Here is a 17,916-nt window from a genome sequence, read left to right as displayed (position 1 = left end):
TTTCTTTGACTCTATGTCGTTACAAAGTTAATATGCGCGCCCTATGCAAAAGGTAAAATTACCCCTGACCATTGATGCGGTTCGTACCGCCCAGAAGCGTTTAGATTACGCAGGTATCTATTCGCCTGAGCAGGTTACACGAGTAGCCGACTCAGTGGTAAGTGTGGACAGCGATGTCGTGGCCTCATTATCGTTTAATATCGATAATCAGCGTCTGGCGGTTATTACAGGTCATGCGGACGTCGATGTAACATTGATGTGTCAGCGCTGTAATGGCACGTTTGCACACCATGTTCATACAACGTATTGTTTTAGCCCGATCGTCAATGATGAGCAGGCTGAAGCATTACCGGAAGCGTACGAGCCGATCGAAGTCGACGAATTTGGCGAAGTTGATCTGCTGGCTATGATTGAAGACGAAATTATTCTTTCACTGCCTGTCGTTCCGGTACATGATTCTGAACACTGTGAAGTGTCCGAGGCGGACATGGTATTTGGTAAACTGCCTGCAGAGGTGGAGAAACCCAATCCATTTGCCGTATTAGCCAGTTTAAAGAAAAGTAATTAAGGAGTAAGGTCAATGGCCGTACAACAGAACAAACCAACTCGTTCCAAACGTGGCATGCGCCGTTCACACGATGCGCTGACCACTGCCACTCTGTCTGTGGACAAAACTTCCGGTGAAACTCACCTGCGTCACCACATCACAGCCGACGGTTTCTACCGTGGCCGCAAGGTTATCGGCTGAGTAGTACTTGCTAATCTTTAGCAAGGCGATACCTTGACTTGTCTAACCCTGGCGTTAGATGCAATGGGTGGGGACTTCGGTCCCTGCGTCACAGTGCCTGCTTCATTGCAGGCACTGGCCTCTAATCCACAGCTAAAACTCTTGCTGGTCGGAAATCCCGACACCATCACTCCGTTACTTGTTAATGCCGCTCCTTTGTTGCTGGAGAGGTTGCAGGTAATCCCCGCTGAGCATGTTATTGCCAGCGATGCTAAACTCTCACAAGCTATTCGTGCCAGCCGTGGTACTTCTATGCGTATAGCATTAGAACTTGTCAAAAACGGTGACGCCCAGGCTTGTGTTAGCGCAGGGAACACCGGGGCATTGATGGGGCTGGCGAAGATGATGATCAAGCCACTGGATGGCATAGAACGTCCGGCATTGATGACAGTTATTCCAAATCAGCAGCGCAGTAAGACCGTGGTATTAGATTTAGGCGCTAACGTTGAGTGTGATAGTACAATGTTGGTGCAATTTGCTGTCATGGGGTCGGTGATGGCAGAAGAAGTTGTTGGAATTATAAACCCGCGTGTTGCTTTGCTTAATATTGGCGAAGAGGAAACCAAGGGGCTAGATAATATCCGCGAAGCCGCCGCAGTATTAAAAAATACACCGGCAATCAATTATATTGGTTATCTGGAAGGCAATGAATTGCTGACTGGCAAGACTGATGTAATGGTTTGTGACGGCTTCGTGGGTAACGTCACTCTAAAGACCATGGAAGGTGTGATAAGAATGTTCTTGTCACTGCTCAAATCATCGGGCGAAGGCAGTAAGCAATCCTGGTGGCTGAAACTCATTGGGCGTTGGCTGCAAAAACGTGTGGCAAGGCGGTTCGGTCATTTGAACCCCGACCAGTATAATGGTGCATGCCTGTTAGGATTACGGGGCATCGTAATCAAGAGTCACGGCGCAGCGAATCAACGAGCATTCGCCGTCGCCATCGAACAGGCTGTGCAGGCGGTGCAGCGGCAAGTCCCTCAACGGATTGCCGTGCGCCTTGAAGCGGTACTACCCAAGAGTGACTGATCGTACATGTATACTAAGATTCTCGGTACGGGGAGTTATCTGCCCGTACAAGTGCGCAGTAATGCTGATTTAGAAAAAATGGTGGATACCTCTGACGAGTGGATTGTCACCCGGACAGGTATTCGTGAGCGGCGTATTGCAGGGCTTGATGAAACAGTGGCGACCATGGGTTTCCATGCAGCAGAAAAAGCGCTGGAAATGGCTGGTATTGATAAAGACGACATTGGACTGATCATCGTTGCCACCACTTCGTCAAGCCATGCTTTCCCAAGCTCTGCTTGTCAGGTACAGCAAATGCTGGGCATTAAAGATGCGGCTTCTTTCGATTTGGCTGCGGCCTGTGCTGGTTTTACCTATGCTCTGAGTGTGGCTGATCAGTACGTCAAAAGTGGTGCGGTCAAGCATGCTATCGTTATCGGTTCGGATGTTTTATCCCGAGCACTGAACCCAGAAGATCGTGGCACGATTATTCTGTTTGGTGATGGCGCTGGTGCTGTCGTGCTGGGTGCGTCAGAGCAACCGGGTATCATTTCGACCCATCTGCATGCAGATGGTCGTTATGGCGAATTGCTGGCATTGCCATATCAGAATCGCCAACAGCAAGACCAGCCGGCTTATGTCACTATGGCCGGGAATGAAGTCTTTAAAGTTGCGGTGACCGAGCTTGCCCACATAGTGGACGAGACATTGCAGGCCAACAATCTGGATCGCTCAGCACTGGATTGGTTGGTGCCGCATCAGGCAAACCTGCGTATTATCAGCGCAACGGCTAAAAAATTAGGCATGGGGATGGATAAAGTGGTGATCACACTTGATCGTCATGGCAACACCTCGGCGGCATCAGTACCTGCGGCGTTTGACGAAGCAGTACGAGATGGGCGTATTCAACGTGGGCAGTTAGTGCTGCTGGAAGCGTTTGGCGGCGGCTTTACCTGGGGCTCTGCGCTGGTTCGTTTTTGATTTAATAGCGATTCTTTTGATTTAACAGGAATGCAGAATGTCGAAATTTGCAATGGTATTTCCAGGTCAGGGCTCTCAATCCCTTGGCATGCTGGCCGATTTGGCCGCACAATTTCCGATAGTTGAAGCAACCTTCAGTGAAGCATCATCGGTGTTGGGTTACGATTTGTGGCAGTTAGTGCAACAAGGCCCGGCAGAAGAGCTGAATAAAACGTGGCAAACGCAACCTGCATTACTCACGGCGTCCGTAGCAATCTGGCGTGTTTGGCAACATCAAGGTGGTAAATTACCTACTATGATGGCCGGTCATAGTTTGGGTGAATACTCAGCGCTGGTTTGTGCTGGCGTTCTGGATTTCAAGCAGGCGGTGAGTCTGGTTGAACTGCGCGGTAAACTGATGCAAGAAGCCGTACCCGAAGGTACTGGCGCGATGTATGCAATTATTGGGCTGGATAATGAATCCATTGCCAAAGCCTGTGAAGAGTCTGCTCAAGGGCAGGTGGTCTCACCGGTCAACTTTAACTCACCGGGTCAGGTGGTTATTGCGGGTAACAAAGAGGCGGTAGAACGTGCCGGTGCCGCTTGTAAAGCTGCAGGTGCAAAACGTGCCTTACCTTTACCTGTCAGCGTGCCGTCCCATTGTGCGTTGATGAAACCTGCGGCAGATAAGCTGGCAGAAGCACTAGAAAATATTGAGTTTCAGGCCCCGGTATTCCCTATCGTGAATAACGTAGACGTGAAAACTGAAGTGTCACCAGAAGCTATCCGTAGCGCGTTGGTGCGTCAGTTATATAATCCGGTACGTTGGACTGAAAGTGTTGAATTTATCGCAGCGGAAGGTGTTGAGCTGCTGTTAGAAGTTGGGCCGGGTAAGGTCTTGACTGGCTTAACCAAGCGTATTGTTGATACTTTAGCCGCAGCGCCGGTAAACGATGTTGCCACGCTGACGAGTGCGCTTGAAAACTAAAAAGAGGATAACATGAGCTTCGAAGGAAAAATTGCGCTGGTAACAGGCGCTAGCCGTGGTATCGGCCGTGCGATTGCAGAATTATTGGCTGAACGTGGTGCCCGTGTTATTGGTACAGCGACCAGTGAAAAAGGTGCGGAAGCAATTAGTGCCTATCTGGGTGGTAGTGGCAAAGGTTTAATGCTGAATGTCGTGGACCCTGCATCAATCGAGTCAGTTTTGGCAACGATTCGTGCGGAATTTGGCGAAGTAGACATTTTAGTGAATAATGCAGGTATTACGCGTGATAACCTGCTGATGCGTATGAAGGACGAGGAGTGGCAAGATATTATTGACACCGATCTGACTTCCGTATTCCGTCTGTCAAAAGCGGTAATGCGCGCTATGATGAAAAAGCGGTTTGGGCGTATCATCACCATCGGGTCTGTAGTTGGGACAATGGGCAATGCAGGGCAGGTTAACTACGCGGCAGCTAAAGCGGGTCTGATTGGTTTTAGCAAGTCTTTGGCGCGTGAGGTTGCTTCACGTGGCATTACTGTCAACGTTGTGGCACCTGGCTTTATTGAGACGGACATGACGACGGCGTTGACAGATGATCAACGCGCAGGCATTTTAGCCCAAGTACCAGCTAACCGGCTTGGGCAAGCTAAAGAAATCGCCAGCGCTGTTGCATTTTTAGCCTCTGACGAGGCCAGCTACATCTCCGGTGAAACATTACATGTCAATGGCGGCATGTATATGATTTAAAAATCACGAAAGTATTTGCGTTATTTGAGGTGAAAACCGCAAAATAGCGTAAAATCGTGGTTTGACCAGCCTAGATTTAGTTGCATCTTTTTCAACATTTTATACACTACGAAAACCATCGCGAAAGCGAGTTTTGATAGGAAATTTAAGAGTATGAGCACTATCGAAGAACGCGTTAAGAAAATCATCGTTGAACAACTGGGTGTTAAAGAAGACGAAGTGAAGAACAGCGCTTCTTTCGTTGAAGATCTTGGCGCGGATTCTCTGGACACCGTTGAGCTGGTAATGGCTCTGGAAGAAGAGTTTGATACCGAGATTCCAGACGAAGAAGCAGAAAAAATCACTACTGTTCAGGCAGCTATTGATTTTATCAACGCTAATCAGCAGTAAGCGAATATGCTTTAAGTTTAGATAGTTAGGCGGTCACTCGACCGCCTAAGTTTTTTTTGTCCTAAGCGTTATTTTCCCTCCTTGGAGGACAACCGTGTCTAAGCGTCGAGTTGTTGTGACTGGACTGGGCATGTTGTCTCCTGTCGGTAATACAGTCGAATCCACATGGAAAGCTGTTCTTGCCGGGCAGAGTGGCATCAGCCTGATCGACCATTTCGATACTAGTGCCTATGCAACGCGATTTGCTGGCTTAGTAAAAGATTTTAATTGTGAAGATTACATTTCGCGTAAAGATGCACGCAAAATGGATGCTTTCATACAGTACGGTGTTGCCGCTGGTATGCAAGCCATGCAAGACTCCGGGCTTGAAGTGACAGAAGCCAATGCTCCTCGTATCGGTGCTGCGATTGGCTCGGGTATTGGTGGCTTGGGTCTGATTGAAGAAAACCACGCCTCGTTGGTGAATGGTGGGCCACGTAAAATTAGCCCGTTCTTCGTGCCTTCAACCATTGTTAACATGATTGCCGGCCACTTGACCATTATGTATGGTCTGCGTGGGCCAAGCATCTCTATTGCGACGGCATGTACTTCTGGTGTGCACAATATCGGTCACGCGGCACGTATCATTGCTTACAATGATGCAGATGTCATGGTGGCGGGTGGGGCTGAAAAAGCCAGTACGCCATTAGGTGTCGGTGGTTTTGGTGCTGCTCGAGCATTGTCTACTCGCAACGATAATCCACAGGCAGCAAGTCGCCCATGGGATAAAGACCGTGACGGTTTCGTGCTGGGTGATGGTGCAGGCATGATGGTGTTGGAAGAGTACGAACACGCGAAGAGACGTGGTGCGAAAATCTATGCTGAAGTTGTTGGGTTTGGTATGAGCAGTGATGCCTACCACATGACCTCACCACCGGAAGATGGTTCTGGGGCAGCATTGGCAATGGTAAGTGCTTTACGTGATGCGGGTGTGACCACCTCTCAAATTGGTTATATCAATGCGCACGGAACATCAACTCCTGCTGGTGATAAAGCCGAAACGCAGGCAGTTAAGTCTGTATTTGGTGAAGATGCCCACAAAGTGATGGTCAGTTCCACCAAATCCATGACTGGGCACTTATTGGGTGCAGCAGGTGCAGTTGAGTCAATCTTCACTATACTGGCTCTGCGTGACCAGGCTATACCCGCGACCATTAATCTGGATAACCCAGATGAAGGTTGTGACTTGGACTTTGTTCCTCATGAAGCCCGTCAGGTAAAAAATATGGAGTACACCCTGTGTAACTCCTTCGGCTTCGGCGGCACAAACGGCTCTTTGGTATTCCGCAAGGTCTAACTTTGGCTGTTACGCTTCTGCTGCTTAAAAGACCCGGGTTTCCGGGTCTTTTATTAGCTAACCCCCCACACTGATAACATCCCTCAATAATAATTGTCTTAGATCTGAAAACATCCATTGGCTTAAATCTGATACTGTCAGATGACAAACCACCGCATTCCATTTAAAGAGAATCTGAATGTTCTGGATTAATGGTGTAGAGCAAAATTTGATTTCAGCTTCTGACCGCTCGGTGCAGTTTGGTGATGGCTGTTTTACCACCGCAAGAGTCACCCTGGGGCGGATTCTGTGGCTTGATAAGCACATACTGCGCTTGCAGCAGGCAACTGAGCGCTTATTGATGCCCACCGTAAACTGGAATGCATTGACCCAAGAAATGGTGGAGGCGGCGAACCATACCGAAGAGGGGGTGCTGAAGGTGATTATTAGTCGTGGTAGCGGCGGGCGCGGCTACAGTGGTACGACATGTCAGCATCCGACGCGGATTATTTCGCTCAGTGACTACCCGGCTCACTACCTTAGCTGGCGTGAGCGAGGTATCTCATTGGCACTCAGCCCAATTCCTTTGGCGCGCAGCCCCTTGCTGGCTGGCGTGAAGCATCTCAATCGGCTCGAACAAGTATTGATTCGCGCGCATCTTGAGCACACGACAGCTGATGAGGCGCTGGTACTTGACACTGAAGGCATGCTGGTGGAATGCTGTGCGGCTAATTTATTTTGGCGTAAAAATGAGGTGATATTTACGCCCGACCTGAGCCAATCAGGGGTTGATGGCATTATGCGTCAGCAGATTATGGCCTGCCTTGCCGCTCATGGTCGGCAGGTAGAGATTGTGGCACAACCGTTGAGCGCACTGGCAGATGCCGATGAAGTGATTATTTGTAATGCCCTGATGCCGCTACTGCCGGTCAATCGCGCCGATAACTGGGTTTATCATTCGCGGCAATTGTTTGATTTCCTGAGTCAACATTGCTGTGATGCATAAGTGACTCAATATAGCGTTCGTGAATACTTTTAATGTGAAGATGGCCGTCCGATGAAAATAAGAAGCACCAGAGCGATACCTCTGTTGGTGGTGATCTGTTTGGGATTACTGCTGCTGGGTTATCAAAAAGTACAGCGCTTTGCCAACCAGCCATTGGCGATTAAGCAAGAGACCTTCTTTAAATTGCCAACCGGTACTGGGCGGGTGGCACTGGAGAATTTGCTGCAACGTGACCACCTGATTAAAAATACCCGCTTATTCCCTTGGTTGCTGCGTATCGAGCCTGACCTCGCTCAATTCAAAGCGGGGACTTACCGTTTTACTCCCGGAATGACAGTGCGCGAGATGCTACAACTGCTTGCCAGCGGCAAAGAAGCTCAATTTACGGTGCGCTTTATCGAAGGCAAACGCCTGCGTGATTGGATGGATGAGCTGCAACAAGCCAAATACGTGAAGCATGTATTGGATGGGAAGAGTGATGCTGAAATCGCGGCGTTGCTGGGGTTGAAAGAGAGTGATCACCCCGAGGGCTGGCTCTATCCTGATACCTACTCGTACACTGCGGGTACCACCGATCTCACTTTGCTTAAACGCGCCCATGCGAAGATGGAGAAAACGGTTGATGAAATCTGGCAAGGGCGTGATAAGTCGCTGCCCTACAAGACGCCGAGCGAACTGGTCACGATGGCGTCTATCATCGAAAAAGAGACGGCGGTAAATGAAGAGCGGACCAAAGTGGCATCGGTATTTATCAACCGCCTGCGCATGGGGATGCGGCTGCAAACCGACCCGACGGTCATCTATGGCATGGGGAATAACTATAATGGCAACATTAGTCGTAAAGACTTAGATACCCCGACGCCTTATAATACCTATGTTATTTCCGGTCTACCGCCGACCCCGATTGCGATGCCGGGGCTGGCATCGTTGACCGCTGCTGCGCATCCAGCCAAAACTGCCTACCTCTATTTTGTGGCAGATGGCAAGGGCGGGCATACCTTTACCACCAATTTAGCCAGCCATAACCAAGCGGTGCGGGTCTATCGCCAATCGCTAAAGGATAAAAATGAACAGTAAATTTATCGTTATTGAGGGGCTTGAAGGGGCAGGGAAAACCACCGCCAGAGAGACCGTGGTTGCCACGCTACGCGCCCAAGGGATTAACGATATTGTCTTTACCCGCGAGCCGGGGGGGACACCGTTGGCAGAAAAACTGCGCGATTTGATCAAGCAAGGCATTGACGGCGAACACCTGACGGACAAAGCGGAGGTGTTAATGCTGTATGCCGCGCGCGTGCAACTGGTTGAAAACGTCATCAAACCTGCGTTGGCCCGTGGCAGTTGGGTGGTGGGGGACCGACATGATTTGTCGTCGCAAGCTTATCAGGGCGGGGGGCGGGGGATTGATAGCCAGCTCATGACCTCATTACGTGACACAGTTCTAGGCGATTTTCGTCCTGACCTGACGCTCTATCTGGATTTACCGCCGACAGTGGGTCTGGCCCGCGCTCGCGCCCGTGGCGAGTTGGATCGCATTGAACAAGAGTCACTGGCCTTTTTCGAGCGCACTCGCGAGCGCTATCTGGCATTGGCCGCCGCAGACCCAAGCATCAAAACCATTGATGCTTCACAGCCGCTTGGGCAGGTGAGTGAATCGATCAGTCGGGTGCTGAGCCAATGGCTTGCTAGCCGGGGCACCCTGTAATGAAATGGTATCCTTGGCTGACGGGGCCTTATCGTCAGTTGATAGGGCAACACATCTCCGGGCGTGGGCACCATGCGCTATTACTACACGCATTGCCCGGTAATGGCGAAGAGGCGCTGATTTATGGCCTCAGCCGTTGGTTGATGTGCCAACAACGTCAAGGTGAGAAAAGCTGCGGCGAATGCCATAGCTGTCGTCTGATGTTGGCGGGGAATCATCCTGACTGGTATGTACTGGGACCGGAGAAAGGTAAAAGCAGCATCGGGGTTGAACTGGTTCGCCAACAGATTGAAAAACTTTACTCTCATGCGCAGCAAGGCGGGGCCAAAGTCGTGTGGTTGCCTCACGCCGAGCAATTGACCGATGCGGCGGCAAATGCCTTGCTGAAAACGCTGGAAGAGCCGCCAGAGAACACCTATTTCTTGCTCGATTGCCACCAACCAGCGAGCTTGTTAGCCACCTTGCGTAGCCGCTGTTTTTACTGGTATCTGGCGTGTCCTGAGACAGCACTCAGTCTGCAATGGCTTCAACGCCAGATTCAGGCTGAACCTATTGCGTCACTGACGGCGCTGAAATTGAGTGAGGGCGCACCGCTGGCGGCAGAGCGTCTGCTTCAACCGGAGCGCTGGGCCATCCGAATCGCGCTCTGTGATGCGCTCAGTCGCGCGCTAAGCAGTTCGGATCTACTCTCATTGCTGCCGCAATTGAACCATGACGACGCGGCTGAGCGTTTACAGTGGCTCTCTTCGCTGCTACTGGATGCCTTGAAGTGGCAGCAGGGCGCGGGTGAATTTGTGGTGAATCAGGATCAATTACCGCTGGTGCAACAGCTGGCGCAAATAGCCACCACTCCGGTATTGCTGCAATCGGCTAAGCAGCTAGCGCATTGCCGCCATCAATTATTAACTGTGGTCGGTGTCAACCGCGAATTGTTACTCACTGAGCAACTGCTCAACTGGGAAACCGCTCTCTCCAGTGGCACCTATTCCACCTTATCTTCGTTGTAAATGGGTTTAATATTATGTTGTTAGTCGATTCACACTGCCACCTTGATAGCCTCGATTACCAGACGCTGCACAGCAGCGTTGATGATGTATTAGCCAAAGCGAAAGCGCGGGATGTGGGCTTTGTGCTGGCGGTTGCCACCACGTTACCGGGCTTTTCGGCCATGACTGCGCTAATTGGTGAACGCAAAAATGTGGCATTCTCATGTGGTGTTCATCCGCTGAATCTTGACGGTGGCTATGATTTTCAGCAGTTGAGAATGCTGGCGGCAGCAGACAATGTGGTCGCCATGGGGGAGACTGGGCTGGATTACTTTTATCAGCAAGATAATATCCCGCTGCAACAAGCCTCCTTCCGCGAACATATTCGTATCGGCCGTGAATTGAATAAGCCAGTGATCGTACATACCCGTGATGCGCGTGAAGATACCCTCGCTATTTTACGTGAGGAGCAGGCGCAAGAGTGCGGTGGGGTTTTACACTGCTTTACAGAAGATAAAGCGACTGCCGCCACCCTGCTGGATCTGGGTTTTTACATCTCCTTCTCGGGGATAATGACCTTTCGCAATGCAGAACAACTGCGCGATGTTGCTCGCTATGTACCGCTGGACCGATTGCTGGTAGAGACAGATTCACCTTATTTGGCACCGGTTCCTCATCGTGGTAAAGAGAACCAACCCGCCTATGTTCGTGATGTCGCAGAGTATATGGCTGTACTGAAAGGCGTGAGTATTGAAACGCTAGCCCAAGCCACTACTGAGAACTTCTGCCGATTGTTTCATCTGGATTCATCCAAATTCGCCAGTGAAAAGTGCTAACTTCCTTAATAATACTTTTTTTTAAGCTCGTAATTAATCGTCGAAACGAGTAATGTTCTCACCCGATTTATTGGGTGAGGGCAGGTCTTATTGACGTTTTTTTACAAAAAACGTGCGGTTTTAAGCAAAATCAGCGCTTTCTTGAAAGAAACGTGACTGCCATCAAACATTAAGCAGGCTATTTATTTTACTCTTCGTAAAAATTAAAGGGGTGCTTTAGACACCCTTATTCGCAAAGGCTTACTCCCCCCTTTGTAATGCCAATAAACGCGAGAAAAAGCAGAAAAAAGCACTATTACTCAGGAGCTCACTCAACTATGTTTAAGAACGCATTTGCAAACCTTCAAAAGGTAGGTAAATCGCTAATGCTACCGGTATCCGTCCTACCCATCGCAGGTATTCTGCTGGGTGTCGGTTCCGCGAATTTTAGCTGGCTACCATCGGTAGTCTCTCACGTAATGGCAGAAGCGGGCGGTTCCGTCTTTGCTAACATGGCATTAATCTTTGCTATTGGCGTTGCACTTGGCTTTACCAATAACGACGGTGTATCCGCGTTGGCGGCAGTTGTGGCTTACGGCATCATGGTGAAAACCATGGCTGTGGTCGCACCACTGGTCTTGCATCTGCCAGCAGAAGAAATTGCTGCGAAGCATTTAGCCGATACTGGGGTATTGGGCGGGATTATTGCAGGTGCGATTGCCGCCTACATGTTTAACCGCTTCTACCGTATTCAGTTACCTGAATATCTAGGCTTCTTTGCGGGTAAACGTTTCGTTCCGATTATCTCTGGTTTCACCGCGATCTTCGTGGGCGTGATTTTGTCTTTCGTATGGCCACCTATCGGTACGGCTATCCAGACATTCTCCCAATGGGCCGCTTATCAGAACTCTGTGGTCGCGTTTGGTATCTACGGCGTTGTTGAACGTGCGTTAGTACCTTTCGGTCTGCACCATATCTGGAACGTACCATTCCAAATGCAAATTGGTGAATACACCAACGCAGCGGGTCAGGTATTCCACGGTGACATCCCACGTTATATGGCGGGTGACCCAACTGCGGGTAAACTGTCTGGCGGCTTCCTGTTCAAAATGTACGGCTTGCCAGCGGCAGCGATTGCGATTTGGCACTCAGCTAAACCGGAAAACCGGGCAAAAGTGGGCGGGATCATGATCTCCGCAGCACTGACCTCATTCCTGACGGGTATCACCGAGCCAATCGAATTCTCCTTCATGTTCGTGGCACCAATTTTGTATGTTATCCATGCAATTCTGGCCGGTCTGGCGTTCCCAATCTGTATCCTACTTGGGATGCGTGACGGGACCAGCTTCTCCCACGGCTTGATTGACTTCATCGTGCTGAGTGGCAACAGTAGCCGTATCTGGCTGTTCCCTCTGGTGGGTATCTGCTACGGTCTGGTGTACTACACCATCTTCCGTGTGCTGATTGCCAAACTGGATCTGAAAACTCCGGGCCGTGAAGATAACTCGACTGAACAAACGTCACAGAGCGGCACAGAAATGTCAGCGGCACTGGTTAATGCGTTTGGTGGTAAAGAGAACATCACTAACCTGGATGCATGTATCACCCGTCTGCGTGTCAGCGTAGCGGATATATCCAAAGTTGACCAAGCGGGTCTGAAGAAACTGGGTGCTGCGGGCGTTGTGGTTGCAGGCTCGGGTGTCCAGGCCATCTTCGGGACTAAATCGGATAACCTGAAAACAGATATGGACGAGTACATTCGTAACCATTAATTCAGGTCAGGGGAGTGCAAAGGGGGGGCTGATGCTTCCCTTTTTTTATGGTTTTTCGGCCAGAATACAATATGCAGTAGTCGAATGTTTGAGGTATTTGTATTGTTCGCTTAGCTAATACAACGGGAGAACAGCTCAGTCATACGGTGATAGCGGCAATTGTAGCCATCAATATTAGCCTGAACCCATTCGTCAGGATTTATGGTTGCAAAGGAGATTTTAAAACCACAGTTAATCACGATATGTTCAAACAGTAATCGTTGCGCGCGGCCATTACCTTCACGGAAAGGATGGATAACATTCAGCTCAGAATAGTACTCAGCCAGTTTGGCAATGAGTAAGTCATAAGGTAGGCCAACAAGATACTCTTGTTGCGCTAATTGACTAAATAGCCGATTAGCTTCCGTTTCGATGCGGTGGACATTGCAGAATCGTGTTGTCCCTTTGGATATATCGATGGTGCGGAGTTTTCCTGCCCAGTGATAAATGTCGCCAAACAGCGCTTGGTGGAGCGAACACCAGTAACGTAAATTATACGGAGGTGGGCTGAATTCAATATCCATAATAGCCAGCTCGGAAAAATCTTTTTCCATCTCAATAAACTGAACATCATCTGTAATGCTGAGTTTGTTGATAAGCACCTGACTGTTTGGATAGGTATAAGGGTCTGGCCCTTGGCCGTATTTATCGTCTATCACTTCTAATTCTGCGGTGTCTTGGCGGCATATTTACTGAGCAGGCGTTGTTTCAATTTATCTCTTTCATGCTTTGAGGCAGGGAGGGTTTGGTTGCTACTTTTCAGACCTTCCAAGCGCATACTCTCCCGGTAGTTCTCTAGCTTAACACGATCAAAGTATTGCCTCTTTTCAGCCAAACTGCTCATTATCTTAGCCATCACGAACCCCGGTAGAGTGATATATGTGCCGATGAAACAAATATACGCGATCTGCCGGGAATTTTCATCCTGACGGAGGATTAAGGGGCCAAGGACAACTATCGGAGAAAGCATGTAAACAGAGGTCGTAACATCATCTGCTATGACCCCCATTAGGCTGATGCCTCCCTTTTTTTATGGTTTTGCTCGCTCTAAAAGGGCTTTATAAGCAATCGCTGGGCGGGGAAGTCGATGATGACGGCGAATTTTTTGAGGAAATTATTGCCAATTAATCCATCGGCATCCATCTGTTTAAATGATCCATCTAACAGCATCGCATTCAGTTTTATCCCCTTTTTCCCCGCCCCGTCAAGCTGAAACACCGAGGCAATGCAGCCCTCAATGTCACCTTCAATACGCACTTCTGCCAGTACCGCGCGGCAGGGCATTTCCATTACCAGCGATTTAAGCCGCTCTCGCCAGAAAACCGAGACGGTGGCTCCGGTGTCCAAAACCATGTTGTACTGTTTTGCCTCTTGCGTGACGCTAATTTCAATCCCCTCTGGCGTGAGCCGTAGCGGCAATAAGAGCCAGTCATCAGCCATATTAATGCTTAAATCTTGAACACTCTCAGCAACAGAGAATCGCTGGCTTTTGTAATCGATCAGCACCGCCTTTTCCTTGAATAAACTCAGGCCAATAACCATTGAGTTTGGGATGTTGCTCTCGGGGGTGAGTCTCAACCCCCACGGGGTGAATGAAACGCCTTTTACATCCTTAAAAAACATGCCATTGATGAAAAGTTGTGGGATGTGGAATTTATCATTAACAGAGACGTTACCCGCCAGATCGATAGCGCGATGCTTTTCTGAGTCGAGCGCCAATCCGGGGAGTTGAGCCATCAGGTCTCGCGTTAAATGCAGGGCGGTGTTGGAGCCGGTATCGATTGAAAATGTTTGGCGTATACCATTAATGTCAATATTGACCAAGGGTATTGATGCCTCACTCCACTCAAAAGGCATATGCATCACTTTTTGTGGCGCATGATCATCAAGTGCCGCCAGTGAGGTTATGGAGGATAGGAGGCCAAATGTGATAGCCGTAATGTGCTTTTTCAGTGACATGATTTTCTATTTAATAAAGGGAACATAAGGGTTTGCCCTCTCTATTTCCAGTTCAGTGTTGGTGCTGAGATCAAATACTCGGTCCGCCATGGCTATCATGCTTGGGCGGTGGGCGACAAAAATTCGGGTGATTTTCAGGGCGCGTATTGAGTCATTAATTCGGGCTTCATTCTCGATATCCAGATCACTGGTCGCTTCGTCGAGAAATAATATTCGCGGGCGTTTATACAGGGCGCGGGCCAGAGAGATACGCTGCCGCTGCCCGCCAGAAAGTGCGCTACCCATATCACCGACTCTGGTTTCATACTTCATCGGCATGGCTTCAATCTCAGAATGTATAGAGGCAAGGCGAGCGCACTCAAACACCCATTCGCTGTCTGGATAAATATCAAATGAACTGATGTTATCCAGCAAAGAGCCGGCAAAGAGTCTGTCCTCTTGCAACACATAGGCGATATGTTTGCGGTAGATTCCGAGGCCCAATCGTCGAATATCCACACCATCGAATAAGATAGTGCCGCTCTCTTGTGGAGCTAACCCCCCCATGGTTTTAAGCAGTGTCGATTTGCCACAGCCTGATGGCCCGATGATGGCGAGACTTTCGCCGGCCTTAATGGTGAGAAAAACCTGTTCAAAGATGGCGGGTTCGCCATCACCATAACGATAGCTCAGGTCTTTTATCTCAATGCTGCCAGCGAGGGTGTTGGGGGTAACCAGATCGGCCTCACCTTCATCAGGTTCTGGTGTGGTAAGAGCGACTTCTGACAGGCGCTCACTGTGCATATCGATTAGGCGGAGTTTGATCATTGAGTCAACCACGCGAATGGATCGAGTGACGTACATGTCCGAGTAAATCAAGAATGCAAAGAGCATACCGGTGGTTAGGGTGCCGCCATCAATCAGCTTTGCGCCTAACCCCAATACCAGTGCGGAAGATAACCCGACTAACAGCAGGCCCACCGTCTGCGTCGCCAGATCTATCTTAAAAAGGTAGATTTTTGCATTGGCCTCATCAATAACCAGATTGAGCCAATCAGAGCGTCGGCGCTCCGACAGGTCAAAAATTTTAATGCAAGTGATGCCCCGCACGGTTTCAAGGAAATGCGAATTTTGTGTCGCCTCGTGAGCAATGGCTTCTAGATTGGCAGAGCGATAGGCGCGAAAAAGAGAGAATTTTATGGCGGCATAGAGGCAAGATATTGAGATAACCGCTACCGCGAGATAGCCATTGTAGACCCACATCAAAAAGAGCAGGCCAATCACCACGACGATGTCCAGCAGTGATGCCACCATTTCGGCCGTAAAAGCCTCTTGCACAACCGACAGTGAGTTAAAACGTGATGCTACATCACCGACATGGCGTTTTTCAAAGTATGACACCGGCAATCGGATTAAATGGCTAAAAAGCCCGGCGTGCCATTGAATCCCCAATGAGTACTTAATCGACATCACTGTCCAAGAGCGAACCAGACTGAGCAAGGCTCTGAAAAGCAATAGGGCAATCATTCCCCACACGATAAGTGAAACCAGATCGATATCGCCGGATCGTAAGGCCATATCAATGGTGAATTGCACGGCCATCGGCACCGCTAAGGTCAGAAGTTCAATGCAGAACGAGAGGGCCAATACATGTGCTATTGCTCGCGACAATCCAGCCACATTCTTGAACATGTCCAGCAGCCGGATGACCTGTTTTTCAGTGCGTCGCTGAAAATGTGGATTAGGCCAAATTTCCAGTGCGATGCCGGTATAGTGTTGAGATAGCTCCGCCATAGAGATCCGCCGCTCGCCTTTTGCCGGATCATGGATAATCGCCCCGTGACGGGAAAACTGCTTCAGCACCACAAAATGGTTAAATGACCAGTGCAGAATACAGGGGGTTTTTAGCTGACGGACAGCATCCAAGTCAGCCCGTACCGGGCGCGACCCTAATGAGAGACGGTCAGCCAGTACAATGAGATCACGCAGTGTCATGCCTTTCAGTGATACTTGAAAGTGTTTACGCAGCGCCTGAAGATCCATGTTAAGGCCATAATAGGCCGCGATCATCGCGATACAGGCCAGCCCACACTCCGTCGCTTCGGTCTGCATCACCACGGGCAGACGTTGCCGCAGGGCGGCAAAATACCCTTTCATCATCACGATCATGCGGCTCCCCCTGTTTCACCTTGTGCTGTGCTGCGAGCCGGTTTCAAGGGCAAAAGTAGCCATTCGTAGAGTGGACGTTTTCTGATGAAAATATCGGTTTCGACCCCGATGCCGGGGCGCAGGGGGTAGGTTTTCCCGGCCAACAGTACGGTATTATTCTGGGGACTGATGCGTATTTGGAAATACCTTAATGGCGGTTGATCAGCCCGTTCTGTGGCTAAGCCCCTTTCGTCGGAGTCACTGGAAATAGCCGTAGTGGAAATTGAGGTAACAGTGCCGTCGTATTGCCCAAACCATTGGTACGGGTAGGCGTCGAAACGCAATCTTACCGCCTGACCCTCCCGCAACTCGCCAATGGATTCGGCGGCAGCAAAAATTTCTACCTCGGCCCGCCCTGATGTGGGAACCACACTGGCTAACTCTTGGGCTGCACGAATATTGTTGCCCGTTAGCCCCATAATGCCGGTTAATACGCCATCAATTGGCGCGGTAATATAAAGCTCCCGCTGCTCTTCCGTCGAGACGAGGTCTTGGTCAAATTTGGCCGCTTGTCGACGTAGTCTCTCCCGTGAGGTTTCAACCTCATTGTGAATAACCGCGACTCTTGCCTTGATGTCGAGGGTTTCGCCTTGTAACTTGACCTTTTCCCGCTGGTGGGTTTCAAATTGAACTGCGGCGTGATAATACTCAGAGTGGCGTGCCATATACTCGGTCTCAAGGGCAATCCCTTGGCGAACTAACGTTTTGAAATGCTCTGCTTTTTCCAGCAGCCATGCGGTTTGCTGACGTGATTTGGCGATCAAGTCATCCATCTTTTGCTGTTCGGCACTCTTATTTTTCAGGCGTTGAAGCAGAAAGTTTCGCTCAGTTTCAGCGGCCTCAGAGGTTAGGGTGATCTCCCGCTCAATGGCGGTTTTCTGTGCTTTTAGCGCAGTAGTCATTTCATGGCTGGTCGCGCCATACTTCGTTTGCGTCTCCCTGTTCAGGATAAAAATCACCTCACCAGCCCGCACCGCTTTTCCTTCCTCCGCAAAGCTGCTGACAATAACGCCAGTATGGGGGGCAGTAATCCGCGCGACCGCAGGTTGCTGAACCACCGTGCCCGTTAGGCGGACTCTCTGGGTGTAAGTCCCTATCACCATAAAGGCGAGCAGACTGACAATCAGTGCCAGTGCCATTATGGCCCATAGAGAGGCACCCACTGGCGTAATCACTTGCGGGCTGCCCAACCAATATTGGGATCGATGCTCAATCGCTTCTTGCCTGAAAATAGGATGTATATTAACCAATT

19 protein-coding genes are annotated in these 17,916 nt (G+C 49.8%); 14 read left to right on the top strand and 5 right to left on the bottom strand.

Going from position 1 to position 17,916, the window contains the following annotated elements:
• Positions 1–43 precede the first annotated feature (43 nt).
• The 14 genes from yceD to ptsG all read left to right on the top strand — a co-directional run bounded on the left by yceD (position 44) and on the right by ptsG (position 12,479).
• Entirely contained in the window at positions 44–568 is a 525-nt protein-coding gene (yceD, locus tag HRD69_RS17365) for a 23S rRNA accumulation protein YceD (RefSeq protein ID WP_002210930.1), read from the top strand.
• Between the two features lie 12 nt (positions 569–580).
• Positions 581–748, top strand: coding sequence for a 50S ribosomal protein L32 (rpmF, locus tag HRD69_RS17360; protein ID WP_002210931.1), 168 nt, complete (start codon positions 581–583; stop codon positions 746–748).
• A 33-nt stretch (positions 749–781) separates the two neighbouring features.
• On the top strand, positions 782–1,816 hold the full coding sequence (gene plsX, locus HRD69_RS17355) for a phosphate acyltransferase PlsX (RefSeq protein ID WP_032813205.1): 1,035 nt from the start codon (positions 782–784) through the stop codon (positions 1,814–1,816).
• Between the two features lie 6 nt (positions 1,817–1,822).
• Positions 1,823–2,776 carry a beta-ketoacyl-ACP synthase III gene (locus HRD69_RS17350; RefSeq protein WP_004873859.1) on the top strand — a complete coding sequence of 318 codons (954 nt, stop codon included), beginning with the start codon at positions 1,823–1,825 and terminating at the stop codon, positions 2,774–2,776.
• A 37-nt stretch (positions 2,777–2,813) separates the two neighbouring features.
• Entirely contained in the window at positions 2,814–3,743 is a 930-nt protein-coding gene (fabD, locus tag HRD69_RS17345) for an ACP S-malonyltransferase (RefSeq protein ID WP_032813207.1), read from the top strand.
• Between the two features lie 12 nt (positions 3,744–3,755).
• A complete protein-coding gene (gene fabG / locus HRD69_RS17340; RefSeq protein ID WP_004873861.1) occupies positions 3,756–4,490 on the top strand; it encodes a 3-oxoacyl-ACP reductase FabG in 735 nt (244 codons plus the stop codon).
• Between the two features lie 153 nt (positions 4,491–4,643).
• Positions 4,644–4,880: an acyl carrier protein gene (gene acpP / locus HRD69_RS17335; protein WP_002220787.1), complete on the top strand. Its 237-nt coding sequence runs from the start codon at positions 4,644–4,646 to the stop codon at positions 4,878–4,880.
• 94 nt (positions 4,881–4,974) lie between these two features.
• Positions 4,975–6,216 carry a beta-ketoacyl-ACP synthase II gene (fabF, locus tag HRD69_RS17330; protein WP_032813209.1) on the top strand — a complete coding sequence of 414 codons (1,242 nt, stop codon included), beginning with the start codon at positions 4,975–4,977 and terminating at the stop codon, positions 6,214–6,216.
• A 178-nt stretch (positions 6,217–6,394) separates the two neighbouring features.
• Positions 6,395–7,201: an aminodeoxychorismate lyase gene (gene pabC / locus HRD69_RS17325; protein WP_004873863.1), complete on the top strand. Its 807-nt coding sequence runs from the start codon at positions 6,395–6,397 to the stop codon at positions 7,199–7,201.
• 51 nt (positions 7,202–7,252) lie between these two features.
• A complete protein-coding gene (gene mltG, locus HRD69_RS17320) occupies positions 7,253–8,278 on the top strand; it encodes an endolytic transglycosylase MltG (RefSeq protein ID WP_004873864.1) in 1,026 nt (341 codons plus the stop codon).
• Positions 8,268–8,906: a dTMP kinase gene (tmk, locus tag HRD69_RS17315; RefSeq protein WP_032813211.1), complete on the top strand. Its 639-nt coding sequence runs from the start codon at positions 8,268–8,270 to the stop codon at positions 8,904–8,906. Before mltG ends, tmk begins: the two co-directional genes overlap by 11 nt.
• Positions 8,906–9,913 (top strand): DNA polymerase III subunit delta', encoded by a 1,008-nt coding sequence (gene holB / locus HRD69_RS17310; protein WP_004873865.1) that lies wholly within the window; start codon positions 8,906–8,908, stop codon positions 9,911–9,913. The genes tmk and holB overlap by 1 nt, the downstream gene beginning before the upstream one ends.
• 14 nt (positions 9,914–9,927) lie before the next feature.
• A complete protein-coding gene (locus HRD69_RS17305) occupies positions 9,928–10,728 on the top strand; it encodes a metal-dependent hydrolase (RefSeq protein ID WP_004873866.1) in 801 nt (266 codons plus the stop codon).
• A gap of 317 nt (positions 10,729–11,045) precedes the next feature.
• Positions 11,046–12,479 (top strand): PTS glucose transporter subunit IIBC, encoded by a 1,434-nt coding sequence (gene ptsG / locus HRD69_RS17300; RefSeq protein ID WP_032813213.1) that lies wholly within the window; start codon positions 11,046–11,048, stop codon positions 12,477–12,479.
• A 110-nt stretch (positions 12,480–12,589) separates the two neighbouring features.
• Here ptsG and HRD69_RS17295 read toward each other — a convergent pair whose 3' ends face one another.
• From HRD69_RS17295 to HRD69_RS17275, 5 genes are all read right to left on the bottom strand, one after another.
• Positions 12,590–13,177, bottom strand: a complete 588-nt coding sequence (locus tag HRD69_RS17295) for a putative adenosine monophosphate-protein transferase Fic (RefSeq protein ID WP_004873868.1) — start codon at positions 13,175–13,177, stop codon at positions 12,590–12,592.
• Positions 13,178–13,179: 2 nt separating this feature from the next.
• Positions 13,180–13,374 carry a YhfG family protein gene (locus HRD69_RS17290; RefSeq protein ID WP_230817587.1) on the bottom strand — a complete coding sequence of 65 codons (195 nt, stop codon included), beginning with the start codon at positions 13,372–13,374 and terminating at the stop codon, positions 13,180–13,182.
• 191 nt (positions 13,375–13,565) lie between these two features.
• Complete coding sequence (locus HRD69_RS17285; RefSeq protein ID WP_004873870.1) at positions 13,566–14,477, bottom strand: aspartyl protease family protein; 912 nt, start codon at positions 14,475–14,477, stop codon at positions 13,566–13,568.
• A 6-nt stretch (positions 14,478–14,483) separates the two neighbouring features.
• Entirely contained in the window at positions 14,484–16,625 is a 2,142-nt protein-coding gene (locus HRD69_RS17280) for a peptidase domain-containing ABC transporter (protein WP_032813215.1), read from the bottom strand.
• A complete protein-coding gene (locus tag HRD69_RS17275) occupies positions 16,622–17,914 on the bottom strand; it encodes a beta-barrel domain-containing protein (RefSeq protein WP_032813217.1) in 1,293 nt (430 codons plus the stop codon). Before HRD69_RS17275 ends, HRD69_RS17280 begins: the two co-directional genes overlap by 4 nt.
• Between the last annotated feature and the right edge of the window lie 2 nt (positions 17,915–17,916).

This window comes from Yersinia mollaretii ATCC 43969, assembly GCF_013282725.1.
Taxonomy (GTDB): domain Bacteria; phylum Pseudomonadota; class Gammaproteobacteria; order Enterobacterales; family Enterobacteriaceae; genus Yersinia; species Yersinia mollaretii.
Note: the sequence above shows the minus strand (reverse complement) of the source record. Positions and strands in the feature narration are given on the sequence as shown.

Excerpts from the sequence above, each read along its gene's own strand:
- acpP (WP_002220787.1), top strand. The coding sequence starts at position 4,644 with ATGAGCACTATCGAAGAACGCGTTAAGAAAATCATCGTTGAACAACTG.
- rpmF (WP_002210931.1), top strand. The coding sequence starts at position 581 with ATGGCCGTACAACAGAACAAACCAACTCGTTCCAAACGTGGCATGCGC.
- fabD (WP_032813207.1), top strand. The coding sequence starts at position 2,814 with ATGTCGAAATTTGCAATGGTATTTCCAGGTCAGGGCTCTCAATCCCTT.
- fabG (WP_004873861.1), top strand. The coding sequence starts at position 3,756 with ATGAGCTTCGAAGGAAAAATTGCGCTGGTAACAGGCGCTAGCCGTGGT.
- yceD (WP_002210930.1), top strand. The coding sequence starts at position 44 with ATGCAAAAGGTAAAATTACCCCTGACCATTGATGCGGTTCGTACCGCC.
- HRD69_RS17285 (WP_004873870.1), bottom strand. The coding sequence starts at position 14,477 with ATGTCACTGAAAAAGCACATTACGGCTATCACATTTGGCCTCCTATCC.
- HRD69_RS17305 (WP_004873866.1), top strand. The coding sequence starts at position 9,928 with ATGTTGTTAGTCGATTCACACTGCCACCTTGATAGCCTCGATTACCAG.
- pabC (WP_004873863.1), top strand. The coding sequence starts at position 6,395 with ATGTTCTGGATTAATGGTGTAGAGCAAAATTTGATTTCAGCTTCTGAC.
- mltG (WP_004873864.1), top strand. The coding sequence starts at position 7,253 with ATGAAAATAAGAAGCACCAGAGCGATACCTCTGTTGGTGGTGATCTGT.
- HRD69_RS17350 (WP_004873859.1), top strand. The coding sequence starts at position 1,823 with ATGTATACTAAGATTCTCGGTACGGGGAGTTATCTGCCCGTACAAGTG.
- tmk (WP_032813211.1), top strand. The coding sequence starts at position 8,268 with ATGAACAGTAAATTTATCGTTATTGAGGGGCTTGAAGGGGCAGGGAAA.
- ptsG (WP_032813213.1), top strand. The coding sequence starts at position 11,046 with ATGTTTAAGAACGCATTTGCAAACCTTCAAAAGGTAGGTAAATCGCTA.
- HRD69_RS17290 (WP_230817587.1), bottom strand. The coding sequence starts at position 13,374 with ATGGCTAAGATAATGAGCAGTTTGGCTGAAAAGAGGCAATACTTTGAT.
- holB (WP_004873865.1), top strand. The coding sequence starts at position 8,906 with ATGAAATGGTATCCTTGGCTGACGGGGCCTTATCGTCAGTTGATAGGG.
- HRD69_RS17280 (WP_032813215.1), bottom strand. The coding sequence starts at position 16,625 with ATGATCGTGATGATGAAAGGGTATTTTGCCGCCCTGCGGCAACGTCTG.